The organism is Caulobacter sp. P1_D6, from assembly GCF_056406095.1.
In genome coordinates this window covers 1-18,014 of record NZ_JBFUAW010000062.1, presented here as the reverse complement: position 1 = coordinate 18,014, position 18,014 = coordinate 1, and the positions used below count along the sequence as shown (strand labels likewise).

The following is an 18,014-nucleotide window of genomic DNA, read 5'->3' as shown; positions in this document are numbered from 1 at the left end:
CGGCCCTGCTGCAGCAGATGCTGCTGCGCCAGGCCATGGCCGGGTTCGGCGGCCAGGCCGGCGGCTCGGCGGCGATCTGGAACCGCGACGCGGCCCAGGCCTCGGCCGTCCTCGGCGCCGCCGACCAGACCGCCACGTCCCCCACCCGCGATCTGGCCCGCAATCTGGCCATGGCGTCCTGACGCGATCCTTCCGCCCGGCGCATCGCCGGGCGGAAGGACAAGCGGAACCGCGGGCTTCGAGAGGGATCGAGCGCCGCCGCGCTGCGCGGTTCTTGCACAATCCCGCCAACGCGCGGAAAGGCGGTGGATTTGCGGGCCGCTCCCGGGAATGGTCCTCGTCCGTATCCGCTCCGAGAGTCGCCATGGACAACAGCCGTCTCCCCCGTCGCGAATTCCTGACCGCCGCCGCGCTTGGCGTCGCGGCCCTGCCGAACCTGGCGGCCGCCGCCACGGGGATGCAGGCCAAGCCCTCCGGGAGGAGCGAAAACGACACCATGCCGGCGCCCAGGCAGGTCGCCGCCGGCTTGCTGGACGTGGGCTATGTCGAGATGGGGCCGGCGACCGGGGCGCCGATCATCCTGCTGCACGGCTGGCCCTACGACATCCACAGCTTCGAGGCGGCGGCGCCGCTGCTGGCCGACAAGGGCTATCGCGTGATCGTCCCGTATCTGCGCGGATACGGGACCACGCGGTTCCTTTCGGTGGACACCCTGCGCAACGGCCAACAGGCGGTCGTGGCGCTCGACGTCATCGCCCTGCTGGACGCCCTCAAGATCGAAAGCGCGGTGATCGGGGCTTTTGACTGGGGCGCGCGCACGGCCTGCATCCTCGCCGCGCTCTGGCCACGCAGGGTCAAGGGGCTGGTCTCGGTCAGCGGCTACCTGATCGGCAGCCCCCAGGCCAACAAGGCGCCTTTGCCCCCGCCGGCGGAGCTGGCCTGGTGGTACCAGTTCTATTTCGCCACCGATCGCGGCGCGGCCGGCTACGCCGCCAATACGCGGGCGTTCTGCGAGCTGATCTGGCGCACGGCCTCGCCTCAATGGAAGTTCACCCACGATACCTTCGACCGCAGCGCCGTGGCGTTCGACAATCCGGATCACGTCGCCGTGGTGATCCACAATTACCGGTGGCGGCTGGGCCTGGCCGCGGGCGAGGCCAAGTACGACGACCTGGAACGCACCCTGGCCGCCGCGCCGAGCATCTCCGTGCCGACCATCACACTCGAGGGCGACGCCAACGGCGCCCCGCACGCAGACCCCAAGACCTATGCCAAGCGCTTCACCGGAAAGTACCAGCACCGGACCCTGACGGGAGGCATAGGCCACAACCTTCCCCAGGAAGCGCCCCAGGCCTTCGCCCAGGCCGTCCTGGACGTCGCGGCCGGCTAGCCGTCCGAGACAGGCTCCCGCATCCAGCCCCGCGCGGCCAGCCAGGCCGCGAACACCGGCAGGGCCAGCAGGGTCAACGCGGTGGAGGTCAGCAGGCCGCCGATGACGACGGTGGCCAGGGGCTTCTGCACCTCCGCCCCCGGGCCGATGGCGAGCGCCATGGGCAGGAAGCCGAGCATGGCGACCAGCGCCGTGGTCAGCACCGCCCGAAGGCGGCTGACCGTGCCCGTGACCACCGCCTCGACCGGTCCGAGCCCCGCGGCCAGTTGCTGCTTGATGCTCTGCATCAGCACCAGGCCGTTCAGCGTCGCGACGCCTGAGACCGCGATGAAGCCGACGGCGGCCGAGATCGAGAACGGTATGCCGCGCAGGGCCAGGGCGGCCGCGCCGCCGACCAGCGCCAGGGGCACGCAGGCGAAGACCAGGGCGGCCTCCGCCGCCGAGCCCAGGGCGAAGTAGAGCAGGATCACGATCACCAGGAAGACGACCGGCACGATCACCGCCAGGCGCGCCGAGGCCCGCTCCAGGTTTTCGAACTGGCCGCCCCAATCCAGCCACGAGCCGGCGGGAAGGGGAACCTCGTCCCGCACGGCGGTCTTGGCGTCGGCGACGAAGCCGCCCAGGTCGCGCCCTCGGACATTGGCCTGGACCACGATGCGGCGCTTGCCGTTCTCGCGACTGATCTGGTTGGGGCCTTCGGCGGCGTCGAAGCGGGCCAGGGTCGACAGCGGGATCGCCGCCGTGCCGGGCGGCGCGCCCTCCGGCATGACCGGCAGCTGGCCCATGACAGCCGGATCGTTGCGCCGCTGCTCGTCCAGGCGGACGACGACATCGAACCGCCGGTCACCCTCAAGGATATGTCCGGCCTCGCGGCCGCCGAGGCCGATGGCCAGGGCGTCGGCGGCGTCGCTGGCGTGGACGCCCAGGGCGGCCGCGGCCGTGCGGTCCACCGTGGCCGTGATGGTCGGCTGGCCGGAGACCTGCTCGACCTTTACATCGGCCGCGCCCCGCACCCCGCGCAGCGCCTTGGCGACCTGCTGGGCGGTCTGGTCCATGACCGCGAAGTCGTCGCCATAGACGCTGACGGCGACGTCGGATCGAACGCCGGCGATCAGCTCGTTGAACCGCATCTGGATGGGCTGGGTGAACTCGTAGGCGTTGCCCAGGTGCGCGGCCAACGCGCCCTCCATGCGCTCGACCAGCCGGGCCTTGGGCAGGCGCGGATCGGGCCAGTGCTTGCGCGGCTTGAGGATGACGAAGGTGTCCGAGGCGCTGGGCGGCATCGGGTCGGAGGCGATCTCGGCGGTGCCCGTGCGGGTGAACACCAGGGCGACCTCGGGCATGGCGGCCAGGGTCTTCTCGACCCGGAACTGCATGGCCTGGCTCTGCTCCAGCGAGATCGACGGCACGCGCGAGGCCTGGACCATCAGGTCGCCTTCGTCGAGCGTCGGGATGAACTCGCGGCCCAGGCTCAGGAAGGCGACGACGCCGATCAGCAAGGCCAGGCCGGCGCCCGCCGCCACCGCGACCGGCCGGGCGACGAGGCGGCGCAGGAGGGGTTCGAACCGCGCCTTGGCGGCGGTCATGACCCGGGTCTCGCCATGGCCCTTGGGTTCGCCGATCAGCAGGGCGGCCATGGCCGGCACGAAGGTCAGGGACAGCAGGAAGGCTCCGGCCAGGGCGAACATCACGGTCGCCGCCATGGGGCCGAACATCTTGCCCTCGACGCCCTCGAAGGCCAGCAGCGGGGCGTAGACCATCAGGATGATCGCCTGGCCGAAGGCGGCGGGCCTGGCCATCTCGCGGGCCGAGGACGCGGCGATCGCGATCCGCTCGCGGGCGTCCAGCGACCGTCCCAGTTCGCTCCGGCGCAGCGCCAGGCGGCCCAGGGTGTTCTCGATCACAACCACCGCGCCGTCGACGATCAGGCCGAAGTCCAGCGCCCCCAGGCTCATCAGATTGCCGCTGATCCCGAACCGCCGCATGGCGATGGCGGCGAACAGGAACGACAGCGGGATGACCAGGGCGGTGATGATCGCCGCGCGGATGTTGCCCAGGGCCATGAACAGCACGGCGATGACCAGCAGGGCGCCGAAGGCCAGGTTGTGCTCGACGGTGCGGATCGTGGCGTCGACCAGATCGGTGCGGTCCAGCACCGGCTTGACCACCACCCCGGCTGGGAGGCTGGCCTGAATGTCCTTGAGGCGTTCCCCCACCCGAGCGGCGACCGTGCGGCTGTTCTCGCCGGCCAGCATCAGGGCGGTGCCGATCACGACCTCGCGCCCGGCCTCGCTGGCCGAGCCCAGGCGCGGGGCCTGGCCGATGACGACGGTGGCGACGTCGGACACGCGGATCACCGCCGAGCCGCGCCGCCCCACGGGAGTCTCGGCCAGTTCGCCCAGGGTCTTCACCCGGGCGTCGGCGCGGACGATGTAGGCCTCGCCGCCGCGCTGGACGTAGCCCGCGCCCTCGACGCGGTTGGCGTGCTCCAGGGCGTCGATCAACTGCGGCAGGCTGATGCCGAAGGCCGACAGCTTGGCCGGGTCGGGCTGGACCACATACTGCTTCACGTAGCCGCCCAGCACGTCGACCCCGGCCACGCCCTTCAACGTCTTCAGCTGGGGCGCGACGATCCAGTCCTGAACCGTGCGCAGATAGGTGGCCTTCTCGATGTCGGTGGTCAGGCGGTCGCCCTCGGGGGTGACATAGGCCGCGCCGGTCCGCGCCGCCGGACCCGACAGCTCGACGGTCCAGATATAGACCTCGCCCAGGCCCGTGACCGGCGGCCCCATGCTGGGCTCCAGGCCTTCGGGCAGGGTGGCGCGGGCGGCCTGGAGGCGCTCGTTGATCAGACTTCGAGCCCCATAGAGGTCGGTGGCGTCGGTGAAGACGGCGGTGATCTGCGAGAAGCCGTGACGCGACAGCGAGCGGGTCTCGACCAGGCCGGGGATGCCGGCCAGGGCGGTCTCGACCGGGAAGGTGACCTGGCGCTCGACCTCCTCGGGACCGAGGGCGGGCGCGATGGTGTTGATCTGCACCTGGCGGTTGGTGATGTCGGGGACCGCGTCGATGGGCAGACCGGCGAGCTGCGCGCCGCCATACGCGAGCAGGGCCACGGCCAGCAGGGCGACGATCCAGCGGAAGCGGACGGAGAGGTCGATCAGGCGGTTCAGCATGGTCAGTCCTCGTGTCCCGCTTCGCCCTTGCCGAGTTCGGCCTTGAGCAGGAAGGCGCCCTTGCCGGCGATGCGTTCGGTTCCGGTCAGGCCTCTCAGAATCTCGGTGGAGCCCGCGGCGACCCGGCCTGGCGTCACCGGCTTGGCGCGGAAGCCGGCGGTCTCGACCACGAACACGACCGGACGGCCTTCGACGGTCTGGACGGCCTCGCTGGGCACGATGATCGCGCCGCCGTCACTGGCTCCCGTCATCACCCGCGCGGAGACGACCGACCCGACCGGCGCGGTCCTGCCCGACGGCGTCGCCCGGACGGTGGCGGTGTTGCCCCCGGACGCGCCGGGCGCCACGGCGCTGATGGTGGCCGGGGTCTCCTGGCCGTCGGGGGTCTGCACGTGGATCGCCTGGCCGAGCCGGATGGAGCCGGCGGCGGCCGCCGGTGCGTCGAAGACGTATTCGGCGCGGCTCTGGTCGGCGACCTCGGCGACGAGCGCGCCCTGCGTCAGGAAGCCGCCGACCTGGGTCTCGATCCGCGTCACGACCCCGTCGATCGGGCTGCGCAGCACGGTGACGCCGTTGGCGCTCGGCCCGCCCATGGCGCGGACCTGGGCCTGGGCGGCGCGATAGTCGGCCTGGGCCTTCTCGGCGGCGGCCTGGCTGGCTTCCCAGTCCTGGCGGGCGACGACGCCGGCGTCGAACAGGCGCCGGTCCCGGCCGGCGGCGGCCTGGGCGGCCCTGACGCCGGCCCCGGCGGCGTCGAGGCTCGCGCGACCGGAGGCGGCGTCGGCGCTGCGCAAGGTGGCGATGGGCGATCCGGCGGCGACGTTCGCGCCGGCCGAGACGTGCACCCGCTCGACCGTCCCCGACACCGGGGCGCCCAGGGCGGCCAGGGCGTTGGCGGCCAGGGTCACGCGCCCCGGCAGCAGGATGTCGGCCCCGCCGCCGCGTCCCGGCGTGATGACCGAGACGCCGGCCGCCGATGCGTCGGCGAGCTTCAGGGGTACGAGGTCGGTCGCGGCGTGCTCTTCGTGCTGGCCGCCTTCCTCTTCATGGGCGGCGGGGGCGGAGCGGCCTTCGACGAGCTGGGCGACGCCGTAGCCGAGGCCGGCGGCGGCGATCAGGGCGACCGCCGAGGCGATGATGTAGCGACGAGCGATCACGGCTGATCTCCGAACGGAAAGGCGCCCTGGGCGCGGGCGAGGTCGGCGAGCGCCCTGACGCGCGCCAGCTTGGTGTCGACGGTTCGGCCACGCGCGGCGATCAGGTCGCGGCGGGCGGCCAGCAGTTCGGAGAGCGGCAGGCGGCCGGCGTCATAGCCGATCCGGGCCAGGCGATAGGCCTCGGACGCCGCGCTTTCCGCCTGGCGGGAGGCTTCCCGCGTCTGGCCCGCGGCGGCGACCTGGGCGGTGGCGGCGCGGCGGTCGCCGTCCTGTTCGGCCTGAGCGATGGCCAGCCGGGCCCGGGCGGCCTGGGCGCTGGCCGTGGCGGCGGCGACCGCGCCCCGGTTGCGGTCGAACAGCGGCAAGGGCGCGGAAATCCCGAAGACGGCCGCCGTGGAATCGTCGCTCTGGAACTGACGAACCCCGAAGCTGACGGCGAGGTCTGGAACGCGGCGGGCGCGCTCCACGGCGATGCGACGCTCGGCGGCGTCGCGCTCGGCGCGGGCGGCGGCGATGGCCGGGCTGAAGGCCGGCACTGTCGGCGGCGTCGCCGGGGCGGCGTCCAGCAGGCCTCCCGTGACGGCGGTGTAGGTCTCGGGGGAGCCGGTCAGCGCGCTCAGGCGAGCCAGGGCTGTCTCGGCCTCGGCCTGGGCGGCGGCCAGGTCGGCGCGCGCCGTGGCCAGCCCCGCCTCGGCCTGGATGGCCCGCACCTGGGCCTCCTTGCCGTTGTCGACCAGCAGGCGGGCGGCCCTCGTGTCGGCCTGGGCCAGGTCAACGCTGTCCCTGGCGACGGCGAGGCGTTGCTGGGCGGCCTCGGCGTTGGCGTAGGCGAGGGCCAGGTCGCGGGCGAAATCCACCTGCCCCAAGGCGGCGCGCGCCTTGGCGGCGGCGAGATCGGCCCGGGCCGCCGAGGTCCGCGCGGCGCGCTTGCCGCCCAGCTCCAGCGGCTGCTCGATCGACAGGGTGGTCTCGGCGCCGTCGAAGTCCTTGTAGGGACCAGATCCGGCGGCGTTCTCGACCATCAGGCCAAGGGTCGGGTTGGGGCGGGCGGCGGCCTGCACGGCCTGGCCCTCGGCCACGCGCGCCTCGGCGGCCCCGAGCGCCAGGCGCGGCGCGGAGGCCTGGGCCTGTTTCAACAGGGCCTGGAAGCTCGGCGCGGTCTGGGCCGTGACGGACGTGCAGAGCAGGCCGGAAGCGGCGCAGGCCAAGGCCGCGCGCAGCGGCCATCGGTTCGATGACATGGAAATTCCTCGCGAAGGATGGACGACGGCGCGCGGGATGCGCGCGGGCCGTCAGGCGCGAGGCGGTCGGTCGGGGCCGGAGAGGGTGCGCGAGGCCAGCGCGTGGGCCGTCGCCGTCGCGTGCTCGGAGGTGACGGGAGCCGGGGCGGCAACCGGCGCGACGGGCGTGTCGAGCATGGCCCCGCCGTGATGGCAGTGGCCGCTCACGCAGCACGCGGCCTCGCAAGGAGCCCCGTGATCCCGAGAGTCGCCCTGGACGGCCTGGACGGCGGCGGCGCTCGTCTCGACGACGGGAGCCTCGGCCTCGCACAGGCAGGCCGCCATGCCGACCGTGGGCGCGAGGACGAGCAGCGCCAGGACGCAGGCGGCCATCAGGCCACCCAGGTTCCGCCACCATGTCATCGCTCGACGCATGGCCGTTCTATAGCTTCCCGATCGCGGCAAGAGAACGCGTTACATGATTACAGCGCCGGGCGGGTCCGTGGACGGGATTCAGCCCTTCGGCGGCGCCGTCGAGGCCCGGTGGATCAGGGTGAAGGGCAGCAGTTCGTCGCGCGGTCGCTGACCGGCTTCCGAATTGCGGGCTCCGCCGTTGACCAGCATCTTGGTCGCCAGGGTCGACATCTCCACCAGCGGCTGGCGGATCGTGGTCAGCTGGGGACGGCTGAGGCGCGAGACGGGGCTGTCGTCGAAGCCGGCGACGGAGATGTCGCCGGGGACGGAAAGGTCGGCCTCGGCCGCCGCCGCCAGGGCGCCCAGGGCCATGTCGTCGTTGGACGCGAAGATCGCCGTCGGCCGCTCGGGCAGGGCCAGCAGGTCGATCGCTGCCTTGTGCCCGGACTCGAAGGTGAAGTCGCCCTGGCGGACCCAGGCTTTGTCGACCTTCAGTTTGCGCGCCTTCATCGCCGCCATGTAGCCTTCGCGGCGCGCCTGGCTGGCGCCGTAGCGCTGGTCGCCGGCGATGAAGCCGATCCGGGTGTGGCCCAGCCCGATCAGGTGGTCGGTCATCTCGCGGGCGGCGGCGACGTCGTCCATGTGCACGCGCGGACCCAGGCCCTCGGGCTTTTCCGGGCCCAGCCGAACATAGGGCGTGCCGGCCTTGTCCAGCAGCTCCAGCACCACCTCGTTGTCGCACGAGGGCGGGGTCAGGATCACGCCGTCGGGCTTGAGGGCGGCCAGCAGGGCGCCGACCTCCTGGCGCACGCGCGGGCCGTCATGGTCGATCAGCTCGACCAGCAGGTGATAGCCGGCGGCCCGGGTCTCGACGGTCGCGCCCAGCTGGATGCGTTGCAGGTAGTCGGAACCGCGCTCGCTGCGCCAGTGGTCCAGGGTCAGGGAGGCGTCGACAAAGACGGCGATCACGAACGAACGCGAGCCGGCCAGGCTGCGGGCCGACAGGTTCGGCGCATAGCCCAGGGCCCCGGCCGCCTCCAGCACGCGCTCGCGCATCTGCGGCCGCACGTTCGGCTCGTTGTTCATCACGCGGGAAACGGTCTTGATCGACACGTCGGCGCGCGCCGCAACGTCATAGATCGTCACCGACGCCATCAGCCCGCCCAATTCCCGCTACGGAGGTCCTGTTTGCTTGGACTCATCTTCATCCCGGCAGCCTAGAGCAACTGCGCGGTATAAGGCGACGCTCCCGTTTCAAAAAAGCGCGGTCAGAGGCCTGGATGTGGGCTTTGTCGCCTCTCGCGGCTTGTGTACCCCGACGTGGAAGGCCAGTGTCCCAGCCAATCGCGGCGAAGACCGTGTGTGCGGGGAGGCGTGATGACGACGGCGGAGGCGATTGGAATCGACAGGGCAAGGCCGACCGTTCCCGTGAAGCCCAGCTTCATCGCCGCCTTCACCCTGGCCCAGATCGGGGCCTATGTCAGTTTCATGCCCCTGTTCCAGGTGCTGTTGCCCCTGAAGGCCGAAGGCATCGATTCGGCCAACAAGGCCGTGGTGCTGAGCCTGGTCGCCATTCTCGGCGCGGCCACCGCCAGCATCGCCAACCTGCTGGCCGGCGCGATCAGCGACCGGACGACGTCGCGCTTCGGGCGCCGGCGGCCCTGGATGGTGGCCGGCGCGCTGAGCACGGTCGCCTCGTATTTCCTGATCATGATGGCCCAGAGCACGATCCAGCTGATGGCCGGGATCGTTTGCTTCCAGCTGGCTTTCAACGTGCTGTTCTCGGCGCTGCTGGCGGTGCTGCCCGACCGCGTGCCCGACGACCAGAAGGGCAGGGTGGCCGCCTTCCTCAGCCTGGGCCATCCGATCGGGGCCATGGCCGGGGTGATCCTGGTGGGCGGCCTGCTGGTCAGCGAGGCGTCGCGCTACTTGGCCATCGGCCTGGTGCTGCTGGTGGCGATCGCCCCGTTCGCCCTGGCCCTGAACGACCCGCCGCTGCCGCGCGGCGAGCGGCCGCCGTTCAACTGGCGCGACTTCCTGGCGGGGTTCTGGATCGATCCGCGGGCCCATCCCGACTTCGCCCTGGCCTGGGTCAGCCGGTTCATGGTGCTGGTCGCGATCACCCTGACCCAGTGCTACATGCTGTTCTACCTGCAGGACGCGCTGCACTATTCGAACCTGTTCCCGGGCCGCCGCGCCGAGCAGGGCATGGCCTTGCTGACCACCATCGCCACCTGCGCTAACGTCGCCTGCGGCATGCTGGGCGGGATGCTTTCCGACCGCCTCAAGCGTCGCAAGCTGTTCGCGGCGGGCGCGGCCCTGGTCCTGGCGGGCGCGATGGTCGTGTTCTCGCTGGTGCCGAGCTGGCCGGTGGTGATGGCCGGCTTCGTGATCTTCGGCTGCGCGGTCGGCTGCTACTACGCCGTCGACATCGCCCTGGTCAGCCAGGTGCTGCCCTCGCAGAAGGACGCCGGCAAGGACCTGGGGGTGATCAACCTGGCCAACACCTTGCCCCAGGCCATGGCCCCGATCCTGGCGATGTGGGTGCTGGGACCGGCCCATGTGAACTACCACGCCCTCTATCTGGTGGCCGCGGGGCTGGCGGCGGCTGGCGGTCTGGCCATCCTTCCGATACGGGGCGTGCGGTAAGCCGCCTTTTTGGTCTGCGCGTTTTCTTCACGCGAACCGGCGGCCACTTCGCTGAAAACGCTCGCCCGAGGTCCCGTGCCCGACCTGATCCCCATCGACGATCCCAACGATCCGCGCGTCGCGGCCTATCGCGACATCAAGGAGCGCGACCTGGTCGGCCGCCAGGGGCTGTTCATCGCCGAGGGCGAGACGGTGCTGCGGTCCTTCGTCCGCGACGCGCCCGAGCGCGTCCAGTCGCTGCTGCTGGACGGCAAGCGGATCGACAAGCTGGGCGAGGCACTGGCGGGGCTGCCGCCGGGCGTCCCGGTGTACGTGGCGGGCCAGGCCGTGCTGGACGCCATCGCCGGCTTCCACCTGCATCGCGGCGTCCTGGCCGTGGGCGCCAAGCCCGAGCCGTTGTCGGCCGAGGCGCTGCTCGCCCAAGTCACCGAAAAGGCCGGCGAGCGCGCGGTGGTGCTGGTGCTGATGGGCATCGCCAATCACGACAATCTGGGCGGCATCTTCCGCAACGCCGCGGCGTTCGGCGTCGACGGCGTGATCCTGGACGGCGACTGCTGCGACCCCTTCTACCGCAAGGCCATCCGCGTCTCGATCGGCGCCACGCTCAGCGTGCCGACCGCCGGGCTGGCGCCGGGCGAGGACGTGGTCGGCCTGCTGGAGCGTCACGGCTACCAGGGCTTGGCGCTGAGCCCCGCCGCCGGCGAAATCCTCGCGCGGCTGGATCCGCCGCCTCGCGCGGCCGTGCTGCTGGGGGCGGAGGGGCCGGGACTGTCCCAAGCCGTCATGGACCGGGTGCGGACCGTCGGCATCCCGATGGCGGGCGGCTTCGACTCTCTGAACGTGGCCACCACCAGCGGGATCGTGCTGCACCACCTGCGGTTCGCACAATCCTAGCGCGTGTTTCCAACGGGCCGTGCTAGCCTCTGGATGCTTCCGTGCGGAGTATGGCGATGCGGCGTAGGACGGCGATCGGACTCTTGGGCGGCGCGCCGGCGATGGGGGCGCTCTTTGGGGGAGCCGCGACGGCGCGTTCGCGAGCCCCCGGCAAGGCGCCTGTCCGCACGATGCTCGATATGACCTTCCCCGAGTTCGAGGCGGCGATCGCGAAGACCGACATCGGGCTGCTGCCCGTGGGCGCCATCGAGGCGCACGGTCCCCATCTGCCGTTGGGGGCGGATGCGTTGGGCGCCATCGACCAGCTGGGTGACGTTCAAGCCTATCTCTCGGGCCACGGCTTCCAAAGCATCATCGGGCCATGCCTCAACATCGGCATCACGAACGAGGCCGGCGACGACCGGCGCGACGGCACCTACATCTATCCGGGCAGCCTGACGGTAAGTTCCGCGACCTTCGTCGCGCTCTATGTCGACCTGTTGCGCTCGCTGAACGTGAACGGCTTCAAGCGGGTGTTCCTCTACAGCGGCCACCTCGGCGGCAGGCATCTGACCGCCATGGCCAAGGCGGCGGTCCTGGCCAGCCGCGAGATCAGCGGCCTGGACGCCCACGCGCTCGTCGACAGCGAGCGATTGGCGAGACTGGATCTGCCGGCCTGCGACAGCATCCTGCCGATCGTCGACGGGCTGAATTTCCCGATGCTGAAGGATCTGCTGGGAGGAGCCGAGCCCGCGTTCACGACGCACGCCGACGGCTGGGAAACCAGCCTGATGCTGCACTATCGACCCGAACAGGTAAGCGATGGATACGCCAACCTGCCTCAGTCGCCGTCCTTGCCCTTCCTGAAGGCGGGCGAGGCCGGCGATCGCGCGCTCAATCCCAGCGGCATCGGCGGCTTTCCCACGAGCACGGCCAGCGCGAAGGTCGGCAAGGCGATCGCCGAGTATCGCACCCGGCGCATCGGCGACGCGGTGCTCGGCGCGCTACGCCGGGGCTGATCCTCGACCGTTGCGGCAACCGGGCGTGTTGGAGTGTTACCTCGCTGCAGCCCAGCGGCGAAAGATCAGGAGGGGCGTCGCGAAATGCGCACCAGCACGGACCCACGCACCGTTCATCTCGTCAAGGAGTGCCTTCGCCAGTACGACGCCTGCCGCCACACGGCCGCCGCGCTCTACATCTGGCAGAAGCACGCACGCTTCTGGCGCGCGACCTTCCTCATCGCTCCGATCATCCTCGGCGGGTTCGCGGGCTCCCAAATCCTCGGCCAGAACGCGGGTGAGGCTGGCAAGATCGGCGCGGCGTTCTGCAGCGTGCTGGCCGGTTTCTTTCCCGCCATCTTCAAGGCGCTGAACCTGGACATGCACCTGACCAGCATCGGTCGGTCGGCTACCGAATTCACCAATCTGCGCGACCGCTTCCGACAGGCGGCCAACGTCAAATCCCTGGAGCCGTTCGAGGCGTTCCAGGCCGAGTTCGAGGGGCTGATGGATCGCATGGACGCGGTCCGTACAGCCGCGCCGCCCTCGCCGGAATGGTGCTTCCGCGAGGCTCGAAAGAAGATCGCCAAGGGCGACTATGATTCCAATGTCGACAAGCCGCGGGCCGCCTGACGTAGGGCTATGACACCGGTGACTTGCCGTCGTCCAAGCCCCGCCCTAGGGTCCCTTCGCGTCGCTTAGGGAGGTCGCATGTTCAATCGCCGGGGAACCCTGGCCACCTTGACGGGCGGCCTGCTGACATCGCTGCTGGCGGGCGCCGCCCAGGCCAAGCCGGACCAAGCCGCCACAGCCGCGAAGGCCCCGATGGATCCGACCGAAGTCCTGCCCCTGTGGCCCGGCGACCCGCCCGGTTCGGCTGGAGTCACCGCCGTCGAGACCGTGCTCGACCGCACCGTCGACGGCGGCCTGCGCGACCGCGCCACCACCCATACCCGCAAGCCGACCCTGACCGTCTTCCGTCCTACCGCCCAGGCCAACGGCGCGGCGGTGGTGCTGATGCCCGGCGGCGGCTACGAGCGCGTGGTCAGCGACAAGGAAGGCTTCGAGACCGCCCGCTGGCTGGCGGATCGCGGCTACACCTGTTTCGTCCTGCTCTACCGCCTGCCCGGCGACGGCTGGGGCGCGGGTCCGGACGCGCCGCTGCAGGACGCTCAGCGCGCGGTGCGCCTGGTCCGTTCGAAGGCGGCGGCGATCAAATTCGATCCCGCGCGGGTCTCGATCATGGGCTTCTCGGCCGGCGGGCACCTGGCCGCCAGCCTGACCACCCGCTTCGACGCCAAGGTCTATGAGCGGGTCGACGCCGCCGACGACCTGTCGGCCCGGCCCGACCTGTCGTGCCTGATGTACCCGGTGGTGAGCATGGTCGACGGACCGGTCCACGGCGGTTCGCGCAAGCAGTTGCTGGGCCCGACGCCGACGCCCGAGCAGATCGCGCTCTATTCGCCGGAGCAGAACGTCACCGACCACGTCCCGCCGGTGTTCCTGGTCCACGCCGCCGACGACAAGACCGTGCCGGTGGCCAACAGCCTGATGATGTTCACCGCGCTGAAGGCCAAGGCGATCCCCGCCGAGATGCATATCTTCGAGGAGGGCGGCCACGGCTTTGGCCTGCGCGGGATCGTCGGCAAGCCGGTCGCCGCCTGGCCCTCGCTGTTCGAAACCTTCGCCAAGCGGCACGGGGTCTAGGGCCCGCAGCCCTCGCCCTTGGCCGCCCAGCGCTTGCGCTCTTCCTCCAGCGCCCGCTGCCAGCGGGTCCGCAGGACGCCGGGGCGCTGGCCGTGCCGTTCGTCAAGGAACTCGGCCCCTTCGATCCGGTCGGTGCGGAAGTTGCGGAAGTCGTTGCGCAGCTCGCACCAGGCGATCAGCAGGCGCACGGTCTCCAGATAGCCCACCGTCACCGGCCAGACGACGCGCTGGCTGACCGCGCCCTTCTCGTCACGATAGTCCAGGCGGATCTTGCGGCCGGCGTGGATCCAGGCCCGGGTCTGGGCGATGTCGATGCCGTCGGGCAGGGCCTTCCAGTTCGTGCCGGTCCCCGTGGCGGGAGCCAGCACGTAGGGCCGCAACTGCTCGGGCACGGCGGCGGCGATCTTGGCGATCAGGTCGTTGGCGGCGGTGGCGAGCACCGGATCGCCGCGTCCGGCGACCCACTGGGCCCCCAGCACGGCGGCCTCGATCTCGTCGGGTGTCAGCATCAGGGGCGGCATGTCGTATCCGGCCTCCAGCACATAGCCGACGCCCGCCTCGCCGCGGATGGGCGCCCTCTGGCCGATCAAGGCGGCGATGTCGCGATAAACGCTGCGTTTGGAGGTCTCCAGCTCCACCGCCATGGCGTCGGCCGTGACCGGCTGCCGGCTGCGGCGAAGGATCTGGATGATCTGGAAAAGGCGTTCGGCGCGTCTCATGGCGTCACTCTGCTCGACCGATGCTGACAGCATGCTGGCAGCAGGATGGCGGTAGCGTTCGAATGTCGCAACAGGGACGGACCCGAGAGGCGGCCAAGCAGGGAGAGACCACCATGATCACGCTCTACGCCGCCGGCCCCGCCTACGGTCTCCCCGAAGGCAGCCCCTATGTCACCAAGACCGAAATCCACCTGAAGATGGCGGGCCTCTGGTACGAGAAGGTCCCGGCCCATCCCGAAACCTCGCCCAAGGGCCAGCTGCCGTGGATCGACGACGACGGGATAAAGGTCGCCGACTCCACCTTCATCCGCGCCTATATCGAGCGCAGCTACGGCGTCGACCTGGACGCCGGCCTCAGCAAGGCCCAGCGCGGCCAGGCCTGGGCGATCGAGCGGATGGTCGAGAACCATCTGGGCTGGGCCAGCTGCCACTTCCGGTTCTTCGACGACGACAACTTCGCCAAGGGCCCGGCCCGCTGGTTCGAAGGCATGCCGGGCGAGGCGCGGGCCGACGCGATCGACGGCCTGCTCGATACGGTGCAGGCCACCCTCAAGTCCGTCGGGATGGGCCGCCATTCGCCCGACGAGATCGTGGAACTGGGCTCGTGGTCGCTGACGGCACTGTCGGAGATGCTGGGGAACAAGTCGTTCATGATGGGCCACCGGCCCACCAGCGTCGACGCCATCGTCTTCGCCATGCTGGCCCAGATCCTGACGCCGTTCTTCGACTCGCCGCTGCGCCGCCGGGCCGAGGCCCTGCCCAACCTGGTGGGCTACGCCGAGCGGATGATGGCCGGCTACTATCCGGAGTTCGCGCCCCAGGCCGTCGACGCGATGTGCCAGGCGGCCTGAGAAAAACCCTCTCCCCGAGGGGAGAGGGTTTCCTCTAGTGCTTGCGTTTCTGGGCGTCGTTGGCCTGGAAGTCCTCCTTGCGATCCGGGTCGTGCGCATGGTGCACGTCGGACTCGCCGCCGCCGCCCGAGACCTTGCTGTGGCGACTGTAGCGGTCGGGATCGTCCGGATCCTTGACGGTGGGGTCGGGGCGGGCCTGCTTGGCGTTCTCGTGGCTGGCGCCAGGGCCGCCCCAGCGGTCGGCGGCGGGGTTCTTGTCGGGCATGGTCAGCGATCCTGCACGTTGCCGGCGTGGGAGGTGTTCTGGCGCAGGTTGCCGTGGCGGCCCTGCTCCTTGAGGTTCACATCGGCGTTGCCGGGGTCGGGCGACTGCAGATCGTCATGGCCGCCTTGGCCCTCGATCTGGGGTTTCTGACCCTTGAAGGCGCGCTGTTCCGGCGGAATAGGCGGGGCTTTGGACATCGGTTTCCTCCATGTCTGCCCCTTTCAAAACCAACCGGCGGGACGGGTGTTCCTAGCGTCCAGCTTCTTCGTCGCGTTCAGGGCCGCGGCGCGCCGAATCCTCGACGATTTCGATGCCTGATCGGCGACAAGACATCGTTGGAATCGGCGTTCCAATGCTATCTAGAGGGGTGATCGGGATAGGATGCCCCCTTGTCGGATACAGCCGCGCCTCAAGCCTCCGCCGTCGCGGACCGCGCCAGTCAGACCCTGCACCGCGCCTTGGACATCCTCGAGGCCGTCGCCGAGGGCGCCCATAGCCTCAAGGCGTTCGAGGAAAGGGTCGGCCTGACCCGCAGCACCACCCATCGCCTGGCCTCCGCCCTGGTCGATCGCGGCCTGCTGTCGGCGGTCGGCCGTGACTATCGGCTGGGCGGCCGGCTGGTGCAGCTGGGTCATCAGGCGCGCGAGCGGCTGGGCCTGGCGGAGGTGGCGCGGCCGGTGCTGAGCGCGCTGTCGGCCGAGACCCAGGACGCGACCAACCTTGGGACCGCGGCCGGCGACGACGTGCTCTACGTCGCCCAGATCCCCGGCCGGCGGCGGTTGGAAATCCGTCACCGGGTCGGCGACCGCAACCGCATCCGCGACACCGCCCTGGGCCGCGCCTTGCTGATCGAGGCCCAGCCGGAACGTTGGGCGGCGCTGTTTTCCGATGACCCGGACGCGCCGGAGGCGGCCGCCTTCCAGCGGGACATGGAGGCGGCCCGGCGGACGGGCCACGCCCTGCACCTTGAAGACGGCGGCGACAGCATCCGCTGCATCGCCGCCCCGATCCGCGACGCCAGCGGCGCGATCGTCGCCGCCATCAGCCTGTCCAGCGTCCCGCAATACATGGACGAGGCGCGGATGGCCGAACTGACGCCGCAGGTGGTCGCGGCCGCCCTGGAGATCGGCATGGCCTTGGGCTTCAACCCCGCGAGGCTGAGCCCGGAGGCCTAGCCGCCCAGCCGGTTGCCGTAGCCGATGATCACCGTGGCCCCGACCAGCAGGGCCACGCCGGTCCAGACCATGGCCTTGACCCCGGGCCGGGCGTCCTTCCATTCGCGGAAGGCGAAGCCCCACAGGGTGCCGAAGATGATGATCGAGGCCATGTGCAGGGTCCAGCTGGAGAAGCCGAACCGGCCCATCTGGCTTTCGCCCATCGTGTAGAAGAAGAACTGGAAGTACCAGGCCGTGCCGGCCACCGCGCACAGCAGGTAGTTGGCCAGCAGGGGCGAGCGTTTCAGGGCCGCGGTCTCGGGCTTGTCCGCCGCCTCGGTCGGGCTGACCGCGCCCAGCCACTGGCCGGCGCTGCGGTTCTTGAAGATCAGCCAGGCGCACCACAGGCCGTTTGTGATCAGGCCGCCGAACATCACCAGGCACAGGGTCGGCAGGCCGGTCCACAGCGGGCCGGTGCCGGCCGCGGCCGTCAGGGCCTTGATCGGCTCGCCGGCCGAAAGCCCGAAGGCGAAACAGGCCGACATGATCCCGGAGAACACCGCCACGGCGATGCCCTTCCTGAAGTCGAACTCGGCGACGGCGGCCTTCTTCTGCTCGGGCGACAGGTCGGCGTCCTTCTTGGCGCCGGCCCAGGCGACGACGACGATGCCGGCCAGGGTGACCAGCAGGCCCAGCAGGATGATCCGCCCCGACAGCGAGCCCAGCAGGGCCTCGCCGAACTCTCCTCGGACGATCGGCGGCACCAGGGTGCCGAACACCGTGCACAGGCCCAGCACCACGGCCATGCCCAGCGACAGGCCCAGATAGCGCATGGTCAGGCCGTAGGTCAGGCCGCCGAAGCCCCAGAGCACGCCGAACATCACGCACAGCCCGACGGTCTTGGGCGGGACCTGGGCCATTACGCCGAGCAGGTCATGGGTCTGGATCGAGGCGAACAGCCAGGGGGCCAGCAGCCAGGAGAAGATGCCGCCGGTCAGCCAGAAGATTTCCCACGACCAGCGGCGCACGCCGCGATAGGGCACATAGAAGCTGGCGGACGACAGCCCGCCCAGCCAGTGGAAGAGCACGCCGAGCAACGGGTTGGGCGTCATGTTTCTTCCCCTCGTGTTCCTGCTGTCCGCGCGACGGCTTCTGGCGAGACTTTTCAAGTCTCATATTATGGAATGATATCTTATAGTTTGAAGCTTGGGCGTCAAGCCACGGCGGGAACGACCGGCTTGGCCCATTGGGGTCGCTGGTCGAGTTTGTAGGCCTTCTTGGGCAGGGTGTAGGTCAGGTCGACGATCAGTTCGGCGGCCTCGACCTCGTCCATGCGGTGCTCGGCGACCATGCGGGCCAGGAAGGCGCTGTCGACGCGGCGGGCCACGTCGTGGCGGGCCGGGATCGACAGGAAGGCGCGGGTGTCGTCGTTGAAGCCGAC

General features: G+C 70.6%; 18 protein-coding genes and 1 pseudogene. 9 read left to right on the top strand and 10 right to left on the bottom strand.

Going from position 1 to position 18,014, the window contains the following annotated elements:
• The coding region (locus AC1DYP_RS23940; protein WP_477048436.1) for a hypothetical protein at positions 1-182 on the top strand (182 nt) is incomplete at its 5' end.
• Between the two features lie 182 nt (positions 183-364).
• The gene (locus AC1DYP_RS23935; RefSeq protein ID WP_477048435.1) at positions 365-1,390 is read left to right on the top strand and encodes an alpha/beta fold hydrolase; all 1,026 of its coding nucleotides are present in this window, start codon (positions 365-367) and stop codon (positions 1,388-1,390) included.
• On the opposite strand, the gene AC1DYP_RS23930 is transcribed toward AC1DYP_RS23935, so the two are convergent.
• The 5 genes from AC1DYP_RS23930 to AC1DYP_RS23910 all read right to left on the bottom strand — a co-directional run bounded on the left by AC1DYP_RS23930 (position 1,387) and on the right by AC1DYP_RS23910 (position 8,512).
• Positions 1,387-4,566, bottom strand: a complete 3,180-nt coding sequence (locus AC1DYP_RS23930) for an efflux RND transporter permease subunit (RefSeq protein ID WP_477048434.1) — start codon at positions 4,564-4,566, stop codon at positions 1,387-1,389. The two genes, AC1DYP_RS23935 and AC1DYP_RS23930, sit on opposite strands and share 4 nt — an antisense overlap.
• 2 nt (positions 4,567-4,568) lie before the next feature.
• Positions 4,569-5,723, bottom strand: a complete 1,155-nt coding sequence (locus AC1DYP_RS23925) for an efflux RND transporter periplasmic adaptor subunit (RefSeq protein WP_477048433.1) — start codon at positions 5,721-5,723, stop codon at positions 4,569-4,571.
• Positions 5,720-6,964 carry a TolC family protein gene (locus AC1DYP_RS23920; protein ID WP_477048432.1) on the bottom strand — a complete coding sequence of 415 codons (1,245 nt, stop codon included), beginning with the start codon at positions 6,962-6,964 and terminating at the stop codon, positions 5,720-5,722. The genes AC1DYP_RS23925 and AC1DYP_RS23920 overlap by 4 nt, the downstream gene beginning before the upstream one ends.
• Before the next feature lie 51 nt (positions 6,965-7,015).
• Complete coding sequence (locus AC1DYP_RS23915) at positions 7,016-7,336, bottom strand: hypothetical protein (protein WP_477048431.1); 321 nt, start codon at positions 7,334-7,336, stop codon at positions 7,016-7,018.
• A gap of 120 nt (positions 7,337-7,456) precedes the next feature.
• Positions 7,457-8,512, bottom strand: a complete 1,056-nt coding sequence (locus AC1DYP_RS23910) for a LacI family DNA-binding transcriptional regulator (RefSeq protein WP_477048430.1) — start codon at positions 8,510-8,512, stop codon at positions 7,457-7,459.
• 222 nt (positions 8,513-8,734) lie between these two features.
• Here AC1DYP_RS23910 and AC1DYP_RS23905 point away from each other — a divergent pair, with 222 nt between their 5' ends.
• The 5 genes from AC1DYP_RS23905 to AC1DYP_RS23885 all read left to right on the top strand — a co-directional run bounded on the left by AC1DYP_RS23905 (position 8,735) and on the right by AC1DYP_RS23885 (position 13,584).
• The gene (locus AC1DYP_RS23905; protein ID WP_477048429.1) at positions 8,735-10,006 is read left to right on the top strand and encodes an MFS transporter; all 1,272 of its coding nucleotides are present in this window, start codon (positions 8,735-8,737) and stop codon (positions 10,004-10,006) included.
• 75 nt (positions 10,007-10,081) lie between these two features.
• Positions 10,082-10,900, top strand: a complete 819-nt coding sequence (locus AC1DYP_RS23900) for a TrmH family RNA methyltransferase (RefSeq protein ID WP_477048428.1) — start codon at positions 10,082-10,084, stop codon at positions 10,898-10,900.
• Between the two features lie 179 nt (positions 10,901-11,079).
• A complete protein-coding gene (locus tag AC1DYP_RS23895; protein ID WP_477048427.1) occupies positions 11,080-11,898 on the top strand; it encodes a creatininase family protein in 819 nt (272 codons plus the stop codon).
• 84 nt (positions 11,899-11,982) lie between these two features.
• On the top strand, positions 11,983-12,510 hold the full coding sequence (locus AC1DYP_RS23890; protein WP_477048426.1) for a hypothetical protein: 528 nt from the start codon (positions 11,983-11,985) through the stop codon (positions 12,508-12,510).
• A gap of 78 nt (positions 12,511-12,588) precedes the next feature.
• Positions 12,589-13,584, top strand: coding sequence for an alpha/beta hydrolase (locus AC1DYP_RS23885; protein WP_477048425.1), 996 nt, complete (start codon positions 12,589-12,591; stop codon positions 13,582-13,584).
• On the opposite strand, the gene AC1DYP_RS23880 is transcribed toward AC1DYP_RS23885, so the two are convergent.
• A complete protein-coding gene (locus AC1DYP_RS23880; RefSeq protein ID WP_477036324.1) occupies positions 13,581-14,303 on the bottom strand; it encodes a helix-turn-helix transcriptional regulator in 723 nt (240 codons plus the stop codon). The genes AC1DYP_RS23885 and AC1DYP_RS23880 overlap by 4 nt on opposite strands.
• A 113-nt stretch (positions 14,304-14,416) precedes the next feature.
• Here AC1DYP_RS23880 and AC1DYP_RS23875 point away from each other — a divergent pair, with 113 nt between their 5' ends.
• Complete coding sequence (locus AC1DYP_RS23875; protein WP_477036325.1) at positions 14,417-15,154, top strand: glutathione S-transferase family protein; 738 nt, start codon at positions 14,417-14,419, stop codon at positions 15,152-15,154.
• A gap of 34 nt (positions 15,155-15,188) precedes the next feature.
• On the opposite strand, the gene AC1DYP_RS23870 is transcribed toward AC1DYP_RS23875, so the two are convergent.
• Both AC1DYP_RS23870 and AC1DYP_RS23865 read right to left on the bottom strand, forming a co-directional pair.
• On the bottom strand, positions 15,189-15,419 hold the full coding sequence (locus AC1DYP_RS23870; RefSeq protein ID WP_477036326.1) for a hypothetical protein: 231 nt from the start codon (positions 15,417-15,419) through the stop codon (positions 15,189-15,191).
• A 2-nt stretch (positions 15,420-15,421) separates the two neighbouring features.
• Complete coding sequence (locus AC1DYP_RS23865; RefSeq protein WP_477048424.1) at positions 15,422-15,616, bottom strand: hypothetical protein; 195 nt, start codon at positions 15,614-15,616, stop codon at positions 15,422-15,424.
• Between the two features lie 192 nt (positions 15,617-15,808).
• Between AC1DYP_RS23865 and AC1DYP_RS23860 the strand changes: the two genes are divergently transcribed.
• Positions 15,809-16,594 (top strand): IclR family transcriptional regulator, encoded by a 786-nt coding sequence (locus tag AC1DYP_RS23860; protein WP_477048423.1) that lies wholly within the window; start codon positions 15,809-15,811, stop codon positions 16,592-16,594.
• On the opposite strand, the gene rhaT is transcribed toward AC1DYP_RS23860, so the two are convergent.
• Together rhaT and AC1DYP_RS23850 are read right to left on the bottom strand one after the other, a co-directional pair.
• Complete coding sequence (rhaT, locus tag AC1DYP_RS23855) at positions 16,591-17,685, bottom strand: L-rhamnose/proton symporter RhaT (protein ID WP_477048422.1); 1,095 nt, start codon at positions 17,683-17,685, stop codon at positions 16,591-16,593. The genes AC1DYP_RS23860 and rhaT overlap by 4 nt on opposite strands.
• A gap of 101 nt (positions 17,686-17,786) precedes the next feature.
• Positions 17,787-18,014 (bottom strand): annotated as a pseudogene (locus AC1DYP_RS23850) (glucuronate isomerase); the annotation flags it as partial.